The sequence below is a fragment of the Myroides sp. C4067 genome (genome assembly GCF_038039665.1).
GTDB lineage: Bacteria > Bacteroidota > Bacteroidia > Flavobacteriales > Flavobacteriaceae > Flavobacterium > Flavobacterium odoratimimum.
Map to the genome: position 1 here is coordinate 85,119 of NZ_JBBPHJ010000007.1, position 19,506 is coordinate 104,624.

The window sequence follows — 19,506 nt, forward strand, 5'->3', positions numbered from 1 at the left end:
ACGATATCATTGAGCTTATCTATTCTTGTAGTAGGAATAGATACATCAACAATATTGTATAATTAAACGCATACTTTTACATGAAAATTAATAGGATAGCACTGTTTGTCCTATTGGGTGTGGCATCTACGTCTTATGGACAAAAACTTACATTAGATGCTGCGTTAAAACAGGCTATAGAACGATATGACCTTATCAAGGTTAAAGAAGCAAAACTTGCTGCTTCTCAAGAAAACACAATTAATCAAAAAGGGAATTACTTCCCAGATTTAACATTCGGTGCCCAACAAAGTTATGGGACGATAAATGCACAGAACGGACCTCTATATGCTTATGGAGGACTAGGGTCTGCAGCTACCTCTATGCCTTTAGCAGAGCAAAATTGGAATGCTGCCTTTGGTTCATTGTATTTTGCTAATGTCAATTGGAATATCTTTTCTTTTGGAAAAACAAAGGAAGGAATCGGTATGGCAAAAACTCAACAAGAAGTAACTCTTAAGGACTTAGAACAAGAGATTTTCCAACAACAAATAAAAGTAAGTGCTACCTACTTAAATCTTTTGGCTTCTCAGCGTATAAAATATGTGCAACAAAAGAATTTAGAACGCGCGAGAGTATTTCATGAAGTTACAGCTGCAAAGGCAAAGAGTGGCTTGTTACCTCAAGTAGATGAGCGATTAGCTATGGCTGAGGTCGCAAATGCAGAGGCATTACATATTAAAGCGTATGACAAGGAAATAGAGTTTAATAAGCACTTAGCTGTGTTATTAGATGAAGAGACTAAAGCGTATGCATTAGATGAGGTATTTGTAAATGCTAAACCAGAAGTATTAGACGAGACTTTAGTCAATAGAGATCAGCATCCTATACTATTATGGCAAGAGAGCAAAATAGCACAAAGCGAATCTATGGAACGCCTAGTAACCAAAGGTAGTCTGCCTAGTTTAAATGCTTTTGGGGTGTTGCAAGGTAGAGGATCAGGTTTTAACTGGAATTATGTACAAGACAATAGTGCTTACTCTTCATCTTATGGTGATGGAGTGGGTATTGATAGAAGTAATTATTTAGTAGGGCTTCAATTGACATGGAATATATCTAACTTTTTTAGAACGACTTATAAGCGTAAACAACAAGAGTATATCACAAAGAGCTATGAACATGAATTCGCTCAAATGGACAAAGATTTGGCTAACCAAGTTACTTTGACCAAAGAGAAGTATGTCAATGCTCAGGCTGTGTGGACACAGTCAAAAATACAGTTAGAGGCGGCTGATGTAGCCTTTAAACAGCAAAAAGCTTTATACGATAATGGATTGAGCAACTTAGTTGATTTCACTCAAGCGCTGTATACTTTACAACGTGCAGAGATTGATTATGAAATAGCTCAAAACAATGTATGGCAATCTTTATTGCTACAGGCTTCTGCATTCGGTGATATTCAATATTTGTTAAACGCTATTCCCCTAAAATAAGATAGTATGAATTTAATTCGATTTGCCTTGCGCAAGCCAATATCTATTATGGTATTGGTAATAGGACTATTATTCTTTGGAGTAAAGTCATCTAAAGAGATTCCAGTAGATATTCTTCCAGAGATGAACTTACCAGTGGTTTATATCGCCCATTCTTTTAATGGGTATACTCCACAACAAATGGAAGGTTACTTCACGAAGATGTATGTAAATATGATGCTTTTTGCCAATGGGATAAAAAGTATTGATACTAAAAATACACAAGGGTTGACCTTGATGAAAATAGAGTTTTATGAAGGGACAGATATGGGAGAGGCGATCGCGTCTATCTCAGCACTGTCTAATCGTTCGGTAATTTTCTTACCGCCAGGAGCTCCACCACCATTCATTATTCGCTTTGATGCTTCTTCTCAACCAGTAGGACAATTAGTGTTCCGCTCAGAGACGAAGACAAATAATGAGCTTCAAGATATCGCCAACTTTGCTGCGCGTCCTTTCTTAATTAAGATTCCTGGATTGACTACAGCTCCACCATTTGGAGGGTCACCACGTACGATAGAGATCAATATAGATCCAAATAAACTTCGTACGCATCATATGAGCCCAGAGCAAGTGGTAGAGGCAATTAGTAGACAAAACGTAACAATGCCTTCAGGGAACGTATATGTAGGAGATAAGAACTATCTGACACCGACTAATAACACTTTAAAAACGGTAGAGGAGTTTGGAGATATTCCTTTGTTTAAAGGGCAGGTAGATAATGTGTACTTACGCGATGTGGCTACTGTAAAAGATGGTGCTGATATTACGACTGGTTATGCATTAGTAGACGGTAAACGTTCTGTGTATATCAATATTGCTAAATCTGGTAAGGCTTCTACTTATGATGTGGTAGAACAATTGAAAAAATCTATTCCTCATATACAGAATAACTTACCTGATGATGTAAAGATTTCGTACGAGTTTGACCAATCTGTGAATGTTATTAATGCGGTAAAGAGTTTAATCGTAGAGGGAGTATTAGGAGCCTTATTGACAGGACTTATGGTGATGTTATTCTTAAGAGATCCTAGAGGAGCTTTGATTGTAATTATGACTATTCCGATTGCGATTATTTCAGCAGTATTGTTCTTAAAGATGTTTGGTCAAACGATCAATATTATGACACTATCAGGATTAGCCTTAGCGATAGGTATTTTGGTAGATGAGAGTACGGTGACGATAGAGAATATACACCAGCACTTTGCCCTCGGTAAGAATAAGGTACAAGCTATCTGGGATGCGTGTAAGGAGATAGCTTTCCCTAAGTTATTAATTTTGTTTAGCATCTTGGCAGTATTCGCACCAGCCTTTATGATGACAGGTATCCCTGGAGCACTATTTATGCCTCTAGCGATGGCAATTGGTTTTGCGATGACGGTTTCATTCTTACTGTCTCAAACGTTTGTACCAATTATGGCTAACTGGCTGATGAAATACAATCCTGAGAAACACACTATTCCAGAAGAAGCTAAAGGCTTCGATAAGTTTAAGAATAGAGTAGTGGCAGGGATTGAGAAAGTGATGCCTATGAAGAAGATAATCGTTATAGGTTCTATTCTAGCTGCTTTCTTAGCTGTAGCAGTGATGTACCAAAATATAGGTAAGGATGTATTGCCAACTGTAAATTCAAGTCAAGTGCAAATGCGTATTACTGCTCCTGAAGGGACACGTATAGAGCATACTGAAATGAAAGTGAAGAAGGTACTGGGTGAATTAGAAGATTTATTTGGTAAAGAGAAGATTGCGATTTCATCAGCGTTTGTGGGACAACACCCTTCATCTTTTGCAGTAAGTCCGATCTATTTATATAATGCAGGGCCACATGAAGCGTCTATGCAAGTAGCTTTTAAAGATTTTGATGGTAATACAGATGAATTAAAAGACCAGATACGAGGACGTATTGCAGAGAAGCTACCAGAGTTAAAATTGACTTTTGAGCCAATCGAATTGACTGAAAAGATCTTAAGTCAAGGAACTAATACACCTATTGAGATTCGCGTATCAGGTATGATGCGTAAGATGAATATGATGACTGCTAATAAATTGTTGGCAAAGTTGAAAGAAATCGACTATATGCGTGATCAGAAAATGCCTATCTCGATGAATTATCCATCTTATGAAATTAATATAGATCGTGTACGCGCTGCTCAATTAGGATTAGATGCAATGGATATTGCAAAATCATTAGTGGCGACAACAGCTTCTTCTCGTTATACCAATAGAAATATGTGGGTAGGAGGTATGATGGGAATTGCTTATGACGTACAAGTACAGATGCCACAAAATCAACTGGGAAGTAAGGAAGAATTAGAGAATATCCCACTGAGTAAAAATTCAGACAGACCAGTGCTAAGCGATGTAGCTACTGTAACAGAGTCAAAGGCATTAGCTGAGAGTTATAATGAAGGGACGATGGGATATGTATCTGTAGTAGCTAATGTACACAAAACAGATTTGAATAAAGCAAAAGAAGATGTACAACAAGCTATCGCAGAATTAGGAGAATTACCAAAAGGAGTAAATGTGGAGTTAAAAGGAATGGCTCCTGTATTAGATGATACCATGCAGAGTTTAGCTAACGGTTTATTGATTGCTATTGTGGTTATATTCTTAATGCTAACAGCCAACTTCCAGTCGTTTAAAGTTTCGTTTGTGATCCTGACTACAGTACCGTTCGTAATGCTTGGATCACTGTTATTATTAAAAGCAACAGGCTCTACAGTTAACTTACAGTCTTATATGGGAATCATTATGTCAGTCGGAGTATCCATAGCCAATGCAGTATTATTAATTAATAATGCGGAGACGTTGAGAAAAACAGGCTGGACATCTACTGCAGCTGCTATAGAAGCAACGAAGTTACGTATCAGACCGATTGCGATGACTACGATAGCGATGATTGCGGGGATGTTACCAATGGCGATAGGGCATGGAGAAGGAAGTGAGCAAGTAGCTCCTTTAGGAAGAGCAGTAATTGGAGGGCTATTAGCATCGACAGTGTCTGTATTGATTATTTTACCAATGGTATTTGCTTGGGTAATGAATAAAGTAACGAGAGATTCTCCATCATTAGACCCAGAAGACGAAGAAAGTATCCACTATTTACCTATAGATAATAAATAAGAAAGATGAAAAGAATATATATAGCATTAGTTAGTCTAGTAGTATTAACTGCATGTGCAGATAAAAAAACTCCTGAAGTAAAAGAAGTGAAAGATGAAAAAGGAGGGATGAATATGGCAATGAATAAGATGGAGACTATCGGCATAGAGCCAACCAATCCTATTGTTCCATTACAATTACCAGGAGAGTTAAGAGCTGATCAACGTACAGAATTGTTTGCTAAAGTGAATAGTTATGTAACTGATTTACGTGTAGATATAGGTGATCACGTAAAGAAAGGACAAGTGCTAATGATATTAGATGCGCCTGAGATTCAGGCGCAAGTATCAAGTGCGCAGGCTAAATGGAAAGCACAAGAGGCAATCTATATCTCAACTAAAGCTACTTATGATAGAACGATAAAAGCGAATGAGACTGAGGGAGCTATTGCACCTGATTATTTGGAGCAAGTGACTGCTAAAATGTTAGCAGATAAAGCACAATTAGCTTCTTCAAAGTCTTCATATGAAGAAATGAAGAATATAGATCAGTACCTAGTGATTAGAGCGCCTTTTGATGGAGTGATTACAGATAGACAGGTAGATAAAGGGGCTTATGTAGGGCCGATGAGTAAAATGCCTTTACTAATCGTAGAGGACACTTCTACACTACGTTTAAACCTATCTATCTCAGAAGCAAATACGCCTTATGTACAAGAGGGAGATACAGTGAAGTTTAAAGTGCGTACACTTCCCCAAAAAGAATTTACAGGTGTAGTCACTAGAAAGGCGGGTAGCCTAGATTTAAAGTTGCGTTCAGAGCAGATTCAAGCAGATATTAATAATAAAGAACAGTTGTTAAAGCCTAATATGATAGCAGATGCTACTGTAAGCTTAAAAAGTACAGAGCCAACATTCTTTATACCTAAGTCAGCTTTAGTAGAGAGTAATCTTGGGTTATATGTGATTGAAGTTAGAAATGGTACAGCGTATCATATTAAGGTAGCTAAAGGACGTGCTATGCCTATGATGGTTGAGGTTTTTGGTGAGTTAAGACCAGGTATGAAGATCTTAAAAATGGGTACAGAAGAAATAATGAATGAACAAAAATTAATGTAATAAAAATGATGATTATGAGAACATTTGCAATTAGAAGTTTAGCAGTAGTAGGAGTTAGTTTACTTACTATCGCTTGTGGAGAAACGAAAAAAGAGCCAGTAGCAACAGCTCCAACACATGAAAACCATGCTAATCACGATATGCATTCTATGCATAAAGAAAGTGAGCCAGTAGCAGCTAGAGGACAGTACAAAAGAGGAGATGCTGTACCGAGTGACCTAGTATGTATGGTAAATGATGCTTATATGGGGAATAAACAGTTAGAAGTAGAGCATGAAGGAAAAATGTACTATGGATGTTGTGAAATGTGTAAAACAAGAATCCCTCAAGATGCAACTGTGCGTGCTGCTATAGATCCGTATTCTTTAAAATCAGTAGATAAAGCAGAAGCATATATCGTGATAGTAGGGAATAATGGTGAGGTAGCTTATTTTGAGAATGAAGAGAATTACCAAAAATTTGTTGCAGAACACAAACAGAGTTAATAAAAAAAAATCAGGAGTACTGATGTAGTCAGTACTCCTTTTTAAAAACAAAGATTGTATTGAGTTACTATACTATATGATGAAAGTTTAAAACGAGATATAATCAGTCTATTGTTTATTAGGATAAAAAAAATGAGATATGGAGTATTCGGTAGTTTTACATATTAAGAATATGGTTTGTCACCGTTGTGTTTTAATGATAGAACAAGAATTAAAAAAAATAGGTGTATTAGAAGCTAAAGTTGAATTGGGCAAAGTATCACTTTTATATAATTTAAGTGAACATACTTTTAAGGTGTTTAAGGAGAGATTATATATACTTGGTTTCGAATTATTAGTAGAAAAGCAAGATATATTGATAGAAAGTATTAAACAGCTAATAATAGACTTAGTACAAACAGATAGCCGTTTATCTACTAACCTATCATATTTGATATCAGATAATTTAGCAATAGACTATAGTTATGCAAGTAAGTTGTTTTCAGAGCGAGAATCAGTTACAATAGAGAAGTTTTATATCCATCAGCGCATTGAACGTGTGAAGGAGTATATTTCGTATGGTGAAATGACACTATTAGAAATAGCTAGTAAAATGTATTATAATGATTTAAGTCATTTGAGTAAACAGTTTAAAAGTGTGGTGGGAGTGTCTCCATCCCAATATAAGAAAGAACAGAAATTTAATAGAAATTATATTGATAAGATAATTACTTAGTTTGATGCGCTATGCAGGTGAGAGTGCATAGTATTTTTTATTTGTACTTGTAAAAGAGGACGTCGGGAGATGCTCCTCTTTTTTTGTGATATTTTATAATGATTAAAGTGACTTTATTTACTATTTGACTGTTTTAGACATGAATCTTTCAATGTATTAGTTTTATGATGTTGAAAAAAGAATAAGAAATTAGCAATATGTGATTTAATCACTAAATGTGACAGAGTCTTGTAGGAGAAAAATCTAATATTATGATAATCACTATATGTGATGAAATAAGAAGTGTAACTTGTTTATATGTGTTTTATGCGATAAGTGTTTTTTGTTTTTATATGTTGAATATTAGTTAAATATTGATATAAAAGTAGTTATAATTCTTTTATTTATTGATTTTAGTGAATAATAATATGTGTGTTTGATGTATTGTTGAATATTATATGTTTGTGTTGAGTTGTTTAAATAAAAAAATAACCATCCTACAGAAGTTGAAATTACGATTTAGATATGTATAACTTACCATTGATAATATGAAAAACAAGTGTGTTGTTTCTTTTGTATCAATGGAGTAGTCGTCAATCTAATTGACTTAATAAACTGGAAAAGTTGTTTTAACTAATTGTTTTCTAGAAAATAGTTACAGCGAAATATTCATTTGAACTATACGTTATTTATTCTTTTTTTGTGATTTAATAAATAGGTTTAGATCACTTGATTTTAAATACTTTGAATAGTGAATGTTTGAATATTTACATTAATATAGAATTATTTAATATTTTTTATTTTTATATAATGTGTTGTTTATAAGTGTTTTAATTTTGTTTTTGTTGGTTTGGTATTCTTTTTTTAAACAATTTTTTTTCTGTTTTTAAATATTGGCAAGATAATTGTTTTATTGTCGATATATGCGAATAAAGCAGTAGTTAGTAAAGTGAAATAATAAATTGTGAAAAGTATGAAAAGTAGTGAAAGCGTAATTAAAAAGTTGAAACAGTTGTTAGGAATAAAAACCGATCTAGAATTAGCAAATATTTTAGAAGTAAAACCTAATACAGTATCATCATGGAAGTCGAGAGAGACTTTGCAGTATGAAAAAATCATGAATTTGTGTAAAGAACACAAAATTGATTTGAATGAGTTATTCTTTTCAAATACACATAAAGTTTTTAATACAGATTTACAAAAAAGAAAAGTGAAAATGATATCGGTAGATCATCATTTCGAGTATTTTTTAAACCCAGAAAGAACATGGGCTACTTCACCTAGTTTTGTATTTCCTACAGAAGAAGAGGTAGATACAGCATTTCAGATTTCAGCAGATAATATGTATCCTACTGTAAAAGTATCGTCTTATGTCTTAACTAAGAAAATAGATGTAGAAGAAATAAAACCATGGGGTATTTATGTGGTGGTTATAGAAGGAAAAGGTGTACTGTGTTATCGATTTAAAAGATATACTGAAAATGGTGAGTTAGCATTTATATGTGATAATGAAACATATGAGAATATAGTAGTAAGACCTCAAGATATTAGAGAAGTATTTTGTGTAAGAGGGGCATTTCTAGGAAATATTAAGAATCTTTCATAATTTTTATATTTAGTTATAAAAGCGGGTTTTTGCATTTGTGAAAGCCCGTTTTTTTATGGTCTTTAAACATTGCTTTTAAGGATCGACTCTAGTTTAAAACAGGAATAAGTTAATCTTGATTTTTGAAAATAATGAACATGATGTTGTTCTTATTTGATGAAGAATTGAAATTGTTATACTTAGCAAGCTACAAAAAGGGAAACTAAGTGTTTAGGGGATATCGATTAAGGAAGAGGATAAATTGGGTTTAACCCAAATTACGCATTAGCCAAATACTACAAAGCAATTCTACTTCATAGTTCTTTCATTAGCTCTCAAACCATACTATAGTATGCTTTAATCACTAATTCAGACCTATTTTGTATAATTACTTTTCGTTTATATGTCTATTGCATAATTCGGGTTTAACCGAATTTTATTAGGGAATAACTGTTTATTTATTTAGAATGTCCTAAATTTGAAGCAATATTTTGAATAATTAAAGAGATTAAGATATGAGTCAAGAAGTTAGAGGTTTAGAACCTAAGAACTTATGGAACAAGTTCGCAGATCTAAATGCAGTGCCTCGTCCGTCTAAGAAGGAAGAGCGTGTGATTGAGTTCATGATGAACTTTGGTAAGTCTTTGGGGCTAGAAACTATAAAAGATGAGGTAGGTAATGTTATTATTAAAAAACCTGCTACTAAAGGATTGGAGAACAGAAAAGTGGTTGTAATGCAATCTCACTTAGATATGGTTCACCAAAAGAATAACGATACTGTATTTGACTTCGATACTCAAGGAATCGATATGTATGTAGAGGATGGATGGGTAAGAGCAAGAGGTACTACTTTAGGGGCTGATAATGGTTTAGGAGTAGCAGCTATTATGGCTATCTTAGAAAGCAATGAAATTCCACACCCTGCTATTGAGGCTTTATTTACAATAGACGAAGAAACTGGAATGACTGGTGCTAAAGGTCTTCAGGGAGGAATGTTAGAAGGAGAGATTCTTTTAAACTTAGATACAGAAGAGGATGACGAAATCGATATCGGATGTGCTGGTGGTGTAGATGTAACTGCATCTGCTGAGTATGATGAAGAAGATACACCTGAAGGATCTATCGGATACAGAATTACTGTAAAAGGATTAAACGGAGGACACTCTGGTATGGATATCCACAAAGGATTAGGAAACGCAAATAAAATCATGAATAGATTGTTATTTGATGCTTTTGATAACTTTGGATTACAGATATCTAAAATCAAAGGAGGAAGTTTAAGAAATGCTATTCCTAGAGAAAGTGTGGCAGAGGTAATTATCGCAAACACTTTTGATGAGGCATTCGTATTTGATATGACTTCTATTGTAGATGAAATTAAAGCAGAATTACATACTGTAGATCCTAACTTTGAAGTAGTATTTGAGAAATTAGAAGCCGCTGATACTCCTAAGAAAGTAATGCCTTCTATGGCGCAGTATTTCTTCGTAAGATCTATGTATACTGCTCATAATGGTGTATTCCGTATGAGTCCAGATTTCGATGACTTAGTAGAAGCTTCTAATAATATCGCTAAAGTAGATTTAGGAGAAGGTAAATTAGTAGTTAAGTGTTTAACTCGTTCTTCTGTAGAATCATCTAAATTTGATGTAGCAAATAGTCTTCGTTCTGCATTTGAATTAATGGGATGTGAAGTAGAATTCTCTGGATCTTACCCGGGATGGACACCTAATTCAGAGTCTGAAATATTAGACGTATTAGTAGATATCTATGAAAAACAAGTAGGTGAGAAGCCAAATGTAGTAGCATGTCACGCAGGATTAGAGTGTGGTATCTTAGGAACAAACTATCCTGATATGGATATGATTTCTTTTGGCCCAACTATTCGCGGAGCTCACTCTCCTGTAGAGCGCGCTAATATTGCTTCTGTACAAAAATTCTGGAAATTCTTATTAGAGATCTTAACTCAGATTCCTGAGAAAAAGTAATCCAATAGATTAAAATAATGAAAAGGGTGTCCTATATTAGGATGCCCTTTTTTTGTTACTATAATTTTTTTGATAATAAATTTTGTTTTCTGATATGTTTTTATTTTAGCGTTAAAATGTTTTATTTTTGCCTTTAAATTAACTTAATTATGTTTAGAAAAGGGTTGTTGTTATTATTGTTAAGTGTAAATTGTTTTTTTGCACAAAAAGTCAAATTGCCATTTGAATTGTCAAAAGATCACAGTACTATTTTTTTGAGGTTGCCAATGGAGAATCAAAAAGATAGTTTGCTCTTCTTCTTTGATACAGGAGCAGGAGCTCTACTTTTAGATACACAGAAGGCAAAAGAATTTGGTCTAAAAGCAGATTACAAAAGAGATATAACTGGTGCAGGAGGTAAAAAAACCTATGAGTCAATCAGGAATTACAAGGTTTATTTAGATAAAAATAATTATGTAGATAGTACTTCAGTAGTGTTAGAAGATATGTCTAGGTTGTATGCTATGACTGAAAAGAAGTTTGACGGTATTATAGGAGCTACTATTTTAAAAAACTATATAACAAAGCTAGACTTTAATACGCAAATGATGAGTCTATATAATTTTGGAACAAAGGTAGATTATAGTGGTTATGAGAAGATTCCTTTTAAATTCTATAATGGTGCTTTAATTCAATTTCCTATTACGATGACATTGAATAATAATGAGCAATTCTCAGGAGATATCTTGTTTGATAGTGGTGCTAGTACTACTTTGATAATAAATACACCTTATAAAGAAAAGCATGATTTGTTAAGTAAAACAGATAAAAAGATATCTTATTCTAGCGATAATTTAAGTAACAGTACAAGTTATGAAAAAGGATTAATTAAGAGTTTGAGGTTAGGTAGTTATGAGATTCAGAGTAGTGAATTATCAGTTTCGTTTTCTTCAGATACAGAAGGTGTAAGTGCTGTAAAAGGACTGATGGGAATTTTAGGAAGTGAGATTATACATCGTTTTGACTTGATATTAGATTACAGAGATCAGTTTGTATATATTAAACCTAATGATTTGTTTGAAAAGGTATTTCATCCTTTTGTAAAACCTTTGTCTCTAATGTATAATGATAAAAGAGATCAGATTTTAATCTCAAGTGTAATTCATAATACAGAAGCTGCGGTTAAAGGATTAGAAAAGGGGCAAAGGATTATATCTATCAATGGTATTAGTACTAATGATATAGATAAATATGAAAGGATACTGAAAGAAGAAAATAAAAAAGTCATCATAGAATATATGAATAAGGCAGGAGATATTAAGACTGTAGAAATTAATTTAGTAAGGTTATTATAGAAATCTATTCTGCCTTTCTTTTTAATAAGAAAACGTTCGGTATTACAAAGCGCTTTAAGGTTCATAATTTAATTATTATTTCTTAAATAAACAGTTATGTATAAAGACTAGAGTATCTAAAAAATATTAATGTTTATTTAAGAATAAAGTGTACTAAAATTAGTAATTTGGTTTCAATATAATTAAAACTCAATATTTATGAAAAAATCCGTTTTAGCTTTAGCTTTAATTGGAGCACTAGCAATCTCTTGTGGAGAGAAAAAAGATACAAATGCAGTAGAAGAAACTACTGAGACAACAACTGAACAAGTAGAGGCACCAGCGCAGAAGGAATTATCTTATTCTATGGAGTGGACTGCTTTTAAAACGCCTGAGAAAGTAGGAGTAAAAGGAACATTTTCTGATATTAAATTAAATGAAGTAAAAGCAGATGCTGCTACATTAGAAGAAGCATTAAAAGGTGCTAACTTCGTAGTAGTAACTTCTTCTGTAAGCACAAATGATGCTGGTAGAGATGAGAAATTAAAAGGTGAGTTCTTTGCTAAAATGGTAGGGAATATCAATGGATTCTTTGGAGAGTTTAAAGATGGTAAAGTAATCGTAAACTTAACAATGAATGGAATTTCTAAAGAGAAAGAGTTTACTTATACAGTAGAAGGGGATGCTCTTAAACTAAATGGTTCAATAGATATCATCGCTGATTTTACGGCTCAGTCTGCATTTGATAGCTTACATGCAGCTTGTAAAGATTTACACGAAGGGAAAACTTGGTCTGACGTAGAGATTTCTGCTGAGATTAAAAAATAATTAGTTACTTTTGTAACGTAATTGAAGAGGAGTATGCTAAAATATTCCTCTTTTTTTGTACCTTTGCAAACCAAATAAATTATCTATTTTAGGATATGTTAGATAGACTACAAATTATTAAGCAACGTTTTGACGAAGTTTCTGACTTAATTATTCAGCCAGATGTAATCGCTGATCAAAAACGTTACGTACAATTAAATAAAGAGTATAAAGATTTAAAACAGTTAGTTGAAAAACGAGCTGAGTATATAAATCTTAAAGGTAATATGGAAGAAGCTAATGAAATATTAGCTGATGGAAGTGATGCTGAAATGGTAGAAATGGCTAAGATGCAATTAGATGAGGCAAAAGGTCGTTTACCAGAATTAGAGGAAGAAATCAAATTCTTATTAATACCTAAGGATCCGGAGGATGCTAAGAACGTAATGGTAGAGGTACGTGCTGGTACAGGAGGTGATGAGGCGAGTATCTTTGCTGGGGATTTATTTAGAATGTACACTAAATACTGTGAATCTAAAGGATGGAGAACATCTGTAGTAGATGTGAATGAAGGAACTTCTGGAGGATATAAAGAGGTAATCTTTGAAGTAACAGGAGAAGATGTATATGGTACATTGAAATTTGAAGCTGGAGTACACCGTGTACAACGTGTTCCTCAAACGGAAACTCAAGGACGTGTACATACATCAGCTGCTACTGTAATGGTATTACCAGAAGCAGAAGAGTTTGATGTACATATCGATATGAATGATGTACGTATTGACTTATTCTGTTCGTCAGGACCTGGAGGGCAGTCTGTAAATACAACTAAATCAGCCGTACGTATGACTCACATTCCTACAGGCCTTGTGGCTCAATGTCAGGACGAGAAATCTCAACACAAGAATAAGGATAAAGCTTTATCTGTATTACGTTCTCGTTTGTATGAAATGGAGTTAGCGAAGAAACAGGCAGAAGATGCTACTAAACGTTCATCTCAAGTAAGTAGTGGAGATAGATCTGCAAAGATTAGAACTTATAACTATCCACAAGGACGTGTTACTGATCACCGTATTGGACTTACTCTTTATGATTTGGATGGTGTTATGAATGGTAATATTCAGAAGATTATTGATGAGTTACAATTGGTAAGTAATACTGAGAAATTAAAAGAAGGAGACGTTTTTTAATCGTCTTTTATAAATATAATAAACCACACTTGCTTTTGTATAGTGTGGTTTTTTTTAAACTATAACTACGAAACATGACTACACAACAATTAATCGAACAAATCAAGCAAAAGAAATCATTTCTATGTGTTGGCTTAGATGTTGATTTAGATAAGATTCCAACTTTTTTATTAAAAGAAGAAGATCCTATTTTTAGTTTTAATAAAGCAATTATTGATGCAACTCACCAATATGCAGTAGCTTATAAACCGAATATTGCCTTTTATGAGGCTTATGGCATAAAAGGATGGATGTCTCTGAAGAAGACAATAGAATACTTAAATACTAATTACCCTGAGGTATATACCATAGCAGATGCTAAACGTGGAGATATAGGTAATACAGCATCTATGTATGCTAAAGCTTTCTTTGAAGATATGTCATTTGATAGTGTTACTGTTGCGCCTTATATGGGTAAAGATTCTGTAGAACCTTTTTTAGCTTTTGAAAATAAACATACTATTCTTTTAGCATTGACTTCAAATCAAGGAGCATTTGATTTTCAAACAAAAGAAGTGAATGGAAAGCCATTGTATCAAGAAGTATTAGAAACTTCTCAAACGTATAAAAATGCAGCGAATTTAATGTATGTAGTGGGAGCTACTAAGGCAGAGTATTTTGAAGAGATTAGAAAAATAGTTCCAGAAAGTTTTTTATTAGTTCCAGGAGTAGGAGCTCAAGGTGGTAATTTACAGGATGTATGTAAATATGGATTAAGTAAAAATGTAGGATTGCTAATCAATTCGTCAAGAGGTATTATCTTTGCATCTAAGGAAGAAGATTTCGCAGAGAAAGCGGGATTAGAAGCTAAAGCCATTCAACAAGAAATGGAGGAGATATTAAATAAAATGGTATGATTGTATTAAAAGATCAAATAGGGCAAGAGCATCGCTTTGAACAAGCACCAAAGAGAATTATTTCATTAGTGCCTTCACAAACAGAAACGTTATGTGATTTGGGACTTGAAGACGAGATTAAAGGAATAACTAAATTCTGTGTACATCCTTATCATTTAGGTGTTGTCAAAATAAAAGTAGGTGGAACTAAAAAGGTACACGTAGAAAAGATTAAAGCGCTTAATCCTGATATTATTATTGCTAATAAGGAAGAGAATACTCTAGAGATTGTAGAAAGTCTGAAAGATATTTGTCCTGTTTGGGTTACTGATGTCATTACATTAGAAGATAATAAGCAAATGATAGAAGATTTTGGTGTATTGTTTAACAAACGTACAGAGGCAAAGAAATGGAACGATAAGATTGATTTTGCTATCAAGGATTTTATGTCTTTTGTAAGTACTAGAGAAGTACAAAAAGCAGCTTATTTTATCTGGAGAGAACCTTATATGGCAGCAGGTAATAATACGTTTATCAATACCCTTTTGACTTTGAATAAATTTACAAATGTGTATGCTAATCGCGAAGAGCGTTACCCTGAAGTAGAGATAAGAAAGATTAGAATTCAAGGAGATCCAGAGTTGGTATTCTTATCGTCGGAGCCTTATCCATTTAAGGAAGAACATGCATTTGAATTAGGAAGACATACACATCACGGGAAAACTGTTTTTGTAGATGGGGAAATGTTCTCTTGGCATGGAACACATTTGTTTAATGCTTTTGAATACTTTAAGCAAATTCATAAACGAATTGAATAATGCTTTGATTTTTAGATAATAAGTAGTCTAGAGGATTAAGGTAAGAGTATAAAAAGAAAAAGCCGAGTAATTTCTTACTCGGCTTTTTTAACTAACCCTAACTATTATGAAATCAATCATTATTGATTATACAAATATCAAAAAAATATTTAGAAAGGTCAGTTAATCGAATGTTATAATAATGTTATATTTATTTTTTTGTTTAAAAATATAAATATAATTCAATATAATTGACTAGTTACTTTTTATTTTTAAAAAGTTTCTCGATAGAATTACTTGATGTGTTTTTTTTAGTTGAGTTTGTTAGATTATCTTGAATTGCGAATACTTCTTTTAATAGTTTAGAATCTCTAGATCCTGTGATATTTTCTCTAATATTCCCTTCTTCAACTGCGATCATTTTGAATACACCATCCATTGTTTGGTTGGTAATATAATCTGTTAAGTCTGTTGTAACAGGAGATACTAGAGGAAGTGCATTGTAAGTAGTAGTCATTTTTTCCCAGATTACATCAGCTCCTACTGATGCTATGGAAGAATTAATCACTGGACTGAATTTAGTATATAAACTTTTAGATGTGCTTTTTTTTAAGTAATCAGTTGCCGCTGATTTGCCTCCAACAAGAATATCTTTAGCGTCTGTGAATGTCATATTCTTAACTGCTTCTACAAAGATTGGTGTAGCTTCTTTCACAGCACTTTCTGCAGCTCTGTTTATTAGTGTTAATCCTTGATCCGCTAATTTGTCCATACCTATTCTTCTTAAAGCTCTATCTACTTTTTGAAATTCTTCAGGCATTACAATTTTAACCAATTCATTTTTTAAGAAACCATCAGGTTGTGATAGTTTACTTACTTGATCAGCAATTCCTTTATCAAGAGCTTCTTTTAATCCTTTGGCAACTTTATCTTGTGTAAGAGAATTGATAAGATTGTTTTTTTTGGAGGTTTGTGCATTGATGATTGGGGAATAGGCTAGTGTACTCATGGTTAGTACAGCAGCAATCATTGTCTTTTTCATAGTGTTTTATTTATTATTGTATTTACTTCTAGTTTTATTGCTTTTCTAGCAATTTCTAACTTTTCCTCTATTAAGATATTCTTTGCAATTAAAGTCTGTCTAAGTTGACTAGCATCGATGATGTTAGGATTATTGCCTATTTGGTGTATTAATTCTATAATACTGTTTTTTGATTGAACTATAATTTGCCAAAGCTCTTCGCTAATATAGATTTGCTGAGCTACGTTATAGTCAAACTCTTGTTCTATATGATTTATTAAATTGATTTGATATAGCACTTTATCTTCTGTAGTAGGTGTAATTCTTAAAACTAATTTTTTTAGATCTATACGCTCAATTAGTATAATAAAACGTTCAAAAGCTTGTAGTTTTAAAGCTTGTAAGTCTATTGTATTTTGGGTTTTGAGTTTTTCTAATAGGACTAAATCTTTTTTTGTTTGATTTCTCAAAATACGGTTAAAGAATGTATATGCTAAAGCTGCTGAAATTAAGGCAGGTAGAGTATAGGCTAATAGCTGTAAAACAAATTCTGTGCTCATTGCGATCTTTTTAAGCAAAAATAGGGAATATTATGTTTGCTGTGATAATTTTTATGGTCGCAAAAAACTTGTTATAAAGGTATAGTAATTGTAATTTTGACCTTTTCGAGTAAATTAGATATGCAAAATTATATAGATCAGTTAAATGAGGCTCAAAGAGCACCTGTACTCCAGAAAGATGGACCAATGATAGTAATCGCTGGAGCAGGGTCAGGGAAGACGAGAGTGTTGACTTTACGTATTGCTTATTTAATGCATCAAGGAGTTGATGCTTTTAATATTCTAGCGTTGACGTTTACCAATAAGGCAGCTCGTGAAATGAAAGTAAGGATTGCTCAAATCGTTGGGAATTCAGAGGCTAAGAATCTATGGATGGGAACATTCCACTCTGTATTCGCTAAGATACTTAGAGCAGAGGCAGATAAGTTGGGGTATCCTAGTAACTTTACTATTTATGATTCTCAAGATAGTCAACGCCTTATAGGACAGATTATAAAAGAGATGCAATTAGATAAAGATATTTATAAGCCAAAAGAAATACTAAGTAGAATTTCATCTTATAAAAATAGTTTAGTAACTGTAAAAGCATATTTTAATAATCCTGAACTACAAGAGGCTGATGCGATGAGTAAAAGGCCTCGTATAGGAGAGATTTATAATAATTACGTAGAACGATGTTTTAAGTCAGGAGCAATGGATTTTGATGATTTATTGTTAAAGACAAATGAGTTATTAACTCGTTTTCCTGATGTACTTTCTAAATATCAAAATAGATTCAAATATATATTAGTGGATGAGTATCAGGATACTAACCATTCACAATATTTGATAGTTCGTGCATTATCAGATCGTTTTCAGAATATTTGTGTAGTTGGGGATGATGCTCAGAGTATATACGCCTTTAGAGGAGCGAATATTAATAATATTTTGAATTTCCAAAAAGATTATGAAGGGGTAGAAACTTATCGATTAGAGCAGAATTATCGTTCGTCAAGAAATATTGTAGAAGCAGCTAACTCAGTTATTGATAATAATAAAGTTAAGCTAGAAAAGGTAGTATGGACCGCGAATGACTTTGGACCAAAGATAAAAGTACATAGATCATTAACAGATGGAGAGGAGGGACGTTTTGTAGCTTCTACTATTTTTGAAGAAAAGATGCAAAATCAAAAGAACAACAGTGATTTTGCTATTTTATATCGAACGAATGCACAGTCTCGTGCTATGGAGGATGCTTTGCGTAAAAAGGATATACCTTATCGTATTTATGGTGGTCTATCGTTTTATCAAAGGAAAGAGATTAAGGATGTATTGAGTTATCTAAGATTGGTAATTAACCCTAAAGATGAGGAAGCATTAGTACGTGTAATTAACTATCCAGCAAGAGGTATAGGAAATACTACTTTGGACAAATTAACAATCGCTGCTAATCACTATAAGCGTTCTATATTTGAAGTAGTTGAACATATTGATAAAATTGACTTAAAGATTACTGCTGGTACACGAAATAAATTGAGTGATTTTAGCAATATGATTAAGGCTTTTCAAGCGTTGGAAGAAACAATGGATGCTTATCAATTGACGGAACATATTGTTAAGAAAACTGGGCTTGTTCAAGAGATGCGTAAGGATACTACTCCAGAGGGTATTACACGTATGGAGAATATTGAGGAACTACTGAATGGTATTAAAGACTTTATTGAAGGTCAACGTGAGGTAGATGGTGCTAGAGGAGCTTTAAGTGAGTTTATGGAAGATGTGGCTTTAGCTACAGATTTAGATAAAGATACGGGTGATGATGACAGGGTGGCCTTGATGACAATCCACTTAGCGAAAGGACTGGAATTCCCGACTGTATTCTGTGTAGGAATGGAAGAAGATCTGTTCCCAAGTGCAATGAGTATGAATACTAGAAGTGAATTAGAGGAGGAAAGAAGATTGTTCTATGTTGCTTTAACACGTGCAGAGCATCAGGCTTATTTAACTTATGCTCAATCAAGATATAGATGGGGTAAATTAGTAGATAGTGATCCTTCTCGATTTATAGAGGAGATTAAGGATGATTATTTAGAGTATTTGACTCCAATAGAAACGAACTATAGATATAAGCCAACAATTAATGCTGATATTTTTGGTGATGTAGATAAGAGTAAGTTGAGATTGAAAAAACCTGTTGCGGGTACTCCTCCTGCTTATGTAACCGATAATGAAGAACCAAAAGAGAATAGGAATATAAGGAAATTAAAGCCTGTAGATGCTTCACCAACTAAGACTACTAGTCTTACAAATGGTAATCAACTGTTAGAAGTAGGACAGGTAGTTATGCATGAACGTTTTGGTAAAGGGGTTATTATTAATCTTGAAGGTGTTGGTGCAGATAAGAAAGCAGAGATTCGATTTGATGTTGGAGGAATAAAAAAACTGCTGTTAAGATTTGCTAAGCTTCAAGTTTTATAG

At 33.3% G+C, this 19,506-nt stretch carries 15 protein-coding genes; 13 read left to right on the top strand and 2 right to left on the bottom strand.

All coding sequences use genetic code 11. The annotated features are described in order from the left end of the window. The first annotated feature begins 80 nt into the window (after positions 1-80). The 12 genes from AABL87_RS06990 to AABL87_RS07045 all read left to right on the top strand — a co-directional run bounded on the left by AABL87_RS06990 (position 81) and on the right by AABL87_RS07045 (position 15,489). A complete protein-coding gene (locus tag AABL87_RS06990) occupies positions 81-1,472 on the top strand; it encodes a TolC family protein (RefSeq protein ID WP_071307326.1) in 1,392 nt (463 codons plus the stop codon). Positions 1,473-1,478: 6 nt separating this feature from the next. After that, on the top strand, positions 1,479-4,637 hold the full coding sequence (locus AABL87_RS06995) for an efflux RND transporter permease subunit (protein ID WP_071307327.1): 3,159 nt from the start codon (positions 1,479-1,481) through the stop codon (positions 4,635-4,637). A gap of 5 nt (positions 4,638-4,642) precedes the next feature. Then, on the top strand, positions 4,643-5,734 hold the full coding sequence (locus AABL87_RS07000; RefSeq protein ID WP_071307328.1) for an efflux RND transporter periplasmic adaptor subunit: 1,092 nt from the start codon (positions 4,643-4,645) through the stop codon (positions 5,732-5,734). 14 nt (positions 5,735-5,748) lie between these two features. Beyond that, complete coding sequence (locus AABL87_RS07005; protein ID WP_006261003.1) at positions 5,749-6,219, top strand: hypothetical protein; 471 nt, start codon at positions 5,749-5,751, stop codon at positions 6,217-6,219. A 139-nt stretch (positions 6,220-6,358) separates the two neighbouring features. Next, entirely contained in the window at positions 6,359-6,934 is a 576-nt protein-coding gene (locus tag AABL87_RS07010; protein ID WP_006259173.1) for an AraC family transcriptional regulator, read from the top strand. 952 nt (positions 6,935-7,886) lie between these two features. Beyond that, positions 7,887-8,519, top strand: coding sequence for a LexA family transcriptional regulator (locus tag AABL87_RS07015; RefSeq protein WP_006259172.1), 633 nt, complete (start codon positions 7,887-7,889; stop codon positions 8,517-8,519). A 494-nt stretch (positions 8,520-9,013) separates the two neighbouring features. Then, complete coding sequence (locus AABL87_RS07020; RefSeq protein ID WP_006259171.1) at positions 9,014-10,486, top strand: aminoacyl-histidine dipeptidase; 1,473 nt, start codon at positions 9,014-9,016, stop codon at positions 10,484-10,486. A gap of 149 nt (positions 10,487-10,635) precedes the next feature. Further along, positions 10,636-11,820 carry an aspartyl protease family protein gene (locus tag AABL87_RS07025; RefSeq protein WP_071307329.1) on the top strand — a complete coding sequence of 395 codons (1,185 nt, stop codon included), beginning with the start codon at positions 10,636-10,638 and terminating at the stop codon, positions 11,818-11,820. 198 nt (positions 11,821-12,018) lie between these two features. Then, positions 12,019-12,627: a YceI family protein gene (locus AABL87_RS07030; RefSeq protein ID WP_006259169.1), complete on the top strand. Its 609-nt coding sequence runs from the start codon at positions 12,019-12,021 to the stop codon at positions 12,625-12,627. Between the two features lie 95 nt (positions 12,628-12,722). Beyond that, positions 12,723-13,796 (top strand): peptide chain release factor 1, encoded by a 1,074-nt coding sequence (gene prfA / locus AABL87_RS07035; protein WP_006259168.1) that lies wholly within the window; start codon positions 12,723-12,725, stop codon positions 13,794-13,796. A gap of 74 nt (positions 13,797-13,870) precedes the next feature. Further along, complete coding sequence (gene pyrF, locus AABL87_RS07040; protein WP_006261005.1) at positions 13,871-14,692, top strand: orotidine-5'-phosphate decarboxylase; 822 nt, start codon at positions 13,871-13,873, stop codon at positions 14,690-14,692. Beyond that, a complete protein-coding gene (locus AABL87_RS07045) occupies positions 14,689-15,489 on the top strand; it encodes an ABC transporter substrate-binding protein (protein ID WP_071307330.1) in 801 nt (266 codons plus the stop codon). Before pyrF ends, AABL87_RS07045 begins: the two co-directional genes overlap by 4 nt. Before the next feature lie 238 nt (positions 15,490-15,727). Here the strand turns inward: AABL87_RS07045 and AABL87_RS07050 are convergent, their stop codons facing one another. Together AABL87_RS07050 and AABL87_RS07055 are read right to left on the bottom strand one after the other, a co-directional pair. Next, a complete protein-coding gene (locus AABL87_RS07050) occupies positions 15,728-16,510 on the bottom strand; it encodes a DUF4197 domain-containing protein (protein ID WP_071307331.1) in 783 nt (260 codons plus the stop codon). Beyond that, positions 16,507-17,049: a DUF7935 family protein gene (locus AABL87_RS07055; RefSeq protein WP_071307332.1), complete on the bottom strand. Its 543-nt coding sequence runs from the start codon at positions 17,047-17,049 to the stop codon at positions 16,507-16,509. Before AABL87_RS07055 ends, AABL87_RS07050 begins: the two co-directional genes overlap by 4 nt. Positions 17,050-17,169: 120 nt before the next feature. Here AABL87_RS07055 and AABL87_RS07060 point away from each other — a divergent pair, with 120 nt between their 5' ends. Next, the gene (locus AABL87_RS07060; RefSeq protein WP_006265131.1) at positions 17,170-19,506 is read left to right on the top strand and encodes an ATP-dependent helicase; all 2,337 of its coding nucleotides are present in this window, start codon (positions 17,170-17,172) and stop codon (positions 19,504-19,506) included.

Coding starts and splice junctions, on each gene's coding strand:
- AABL87_RS06990 (WP_071307326.1), top strand. CDS start 81: ATGAAAATTAATAGGATAGCACTGTTTGTCCTATTGGGTGTGGCATCT.
- AABL87_RS06995 (WP_071307327.1), top strand. CDS start 1,479: ATGAATTTAATTCGATTTGCCTTGCGCAAGCCAATATCTATTATGGTA.
- AABL87_RS07000 (WP_071307328.1), top strand. CDS start 4,643: ATGAAAAGAATATATATAGCATTAGTTAGTCTAGTAGTATTAACTGCA.
- AABL87_RS07005 (WP_006261003.1), top strand. CDS start 5,749: ATGAGAACATTTGCAATTAGAAGTTTAGCAGTAGTAGGAGTTAGTTTA.
- AABL87_RS07010 (WP_006259173.1), top strand. CDS start 6,359: ATGGAGTATTCGGTAGTTTTACATATTAAGAATATGGTTTGTCACCGT.
- AABL87_RS07015 (WP_006259172.1), top strand. CDS start 7,887: ATGAAAAGTAGTGAAAGCGTAATTAAAAAGTTGAAACAGTTGTTAGGA.
- AABL87_RS07020 (WP_006259171.1), top strand. CDS start 9,014: ATGAGTCAAGAAGTTAGAGGTTTAGAACCTAAGAACTTATGGAACAAG.
- AABL87_RS07025 (WP_071307329.1), top strand. CDS start 10,636: ATGTTTAGAAAAGGGTTGTTGTTATTATTGTTAAGTGTAAATTGTTTT.
- AABL87_RS07030 (WP_006259169.1), top strand. CDS start 12,019: ATGAAAAAATCCGTTTTAGCTTTAGCTTTAATTGGAGCACTAGCAATC.
- prfA (WP_006259168.1), top strand. CDS start 12,723: ATGTTAGATAGACTACAAATTATTAAGCAACGTTTTGACGAAGTTTCT.
- pyrF (WP_006261005.1), top strand. CDS start 13,871: ATGACTACACAACAATTAATCGAACAAATCAAGCAAAAGAAATCATTT.
- AABL87_RS07045 (WP_071307330.1), top strand. CDS start 14,689: ATGATTGTATTAAAAGATCAAATAGGGCAAGAGCATCGCTTTGAACAA.
- AABL87_RS07050 (WP_071307331.1), bottom strand. CDS start 16,510: ATGAAAAAGACAATGATTGCTGCTGTACTAACCATGAGTACACTAGCC.
- AABL87_RS07055 (WP_071307332.1), bottom strand. CDS start 17,049: ATGAGCACAGAATTTGTTTTACAGCTATTAGCCTATACTCTACCTGCC.
- AABL87_RS07060 (WP_006265131.1), top strand. CDS start 17,170: ATGCAAAATTATATAGATCAGTTAAATGAGGCTCAAAGAGCACCTGTA.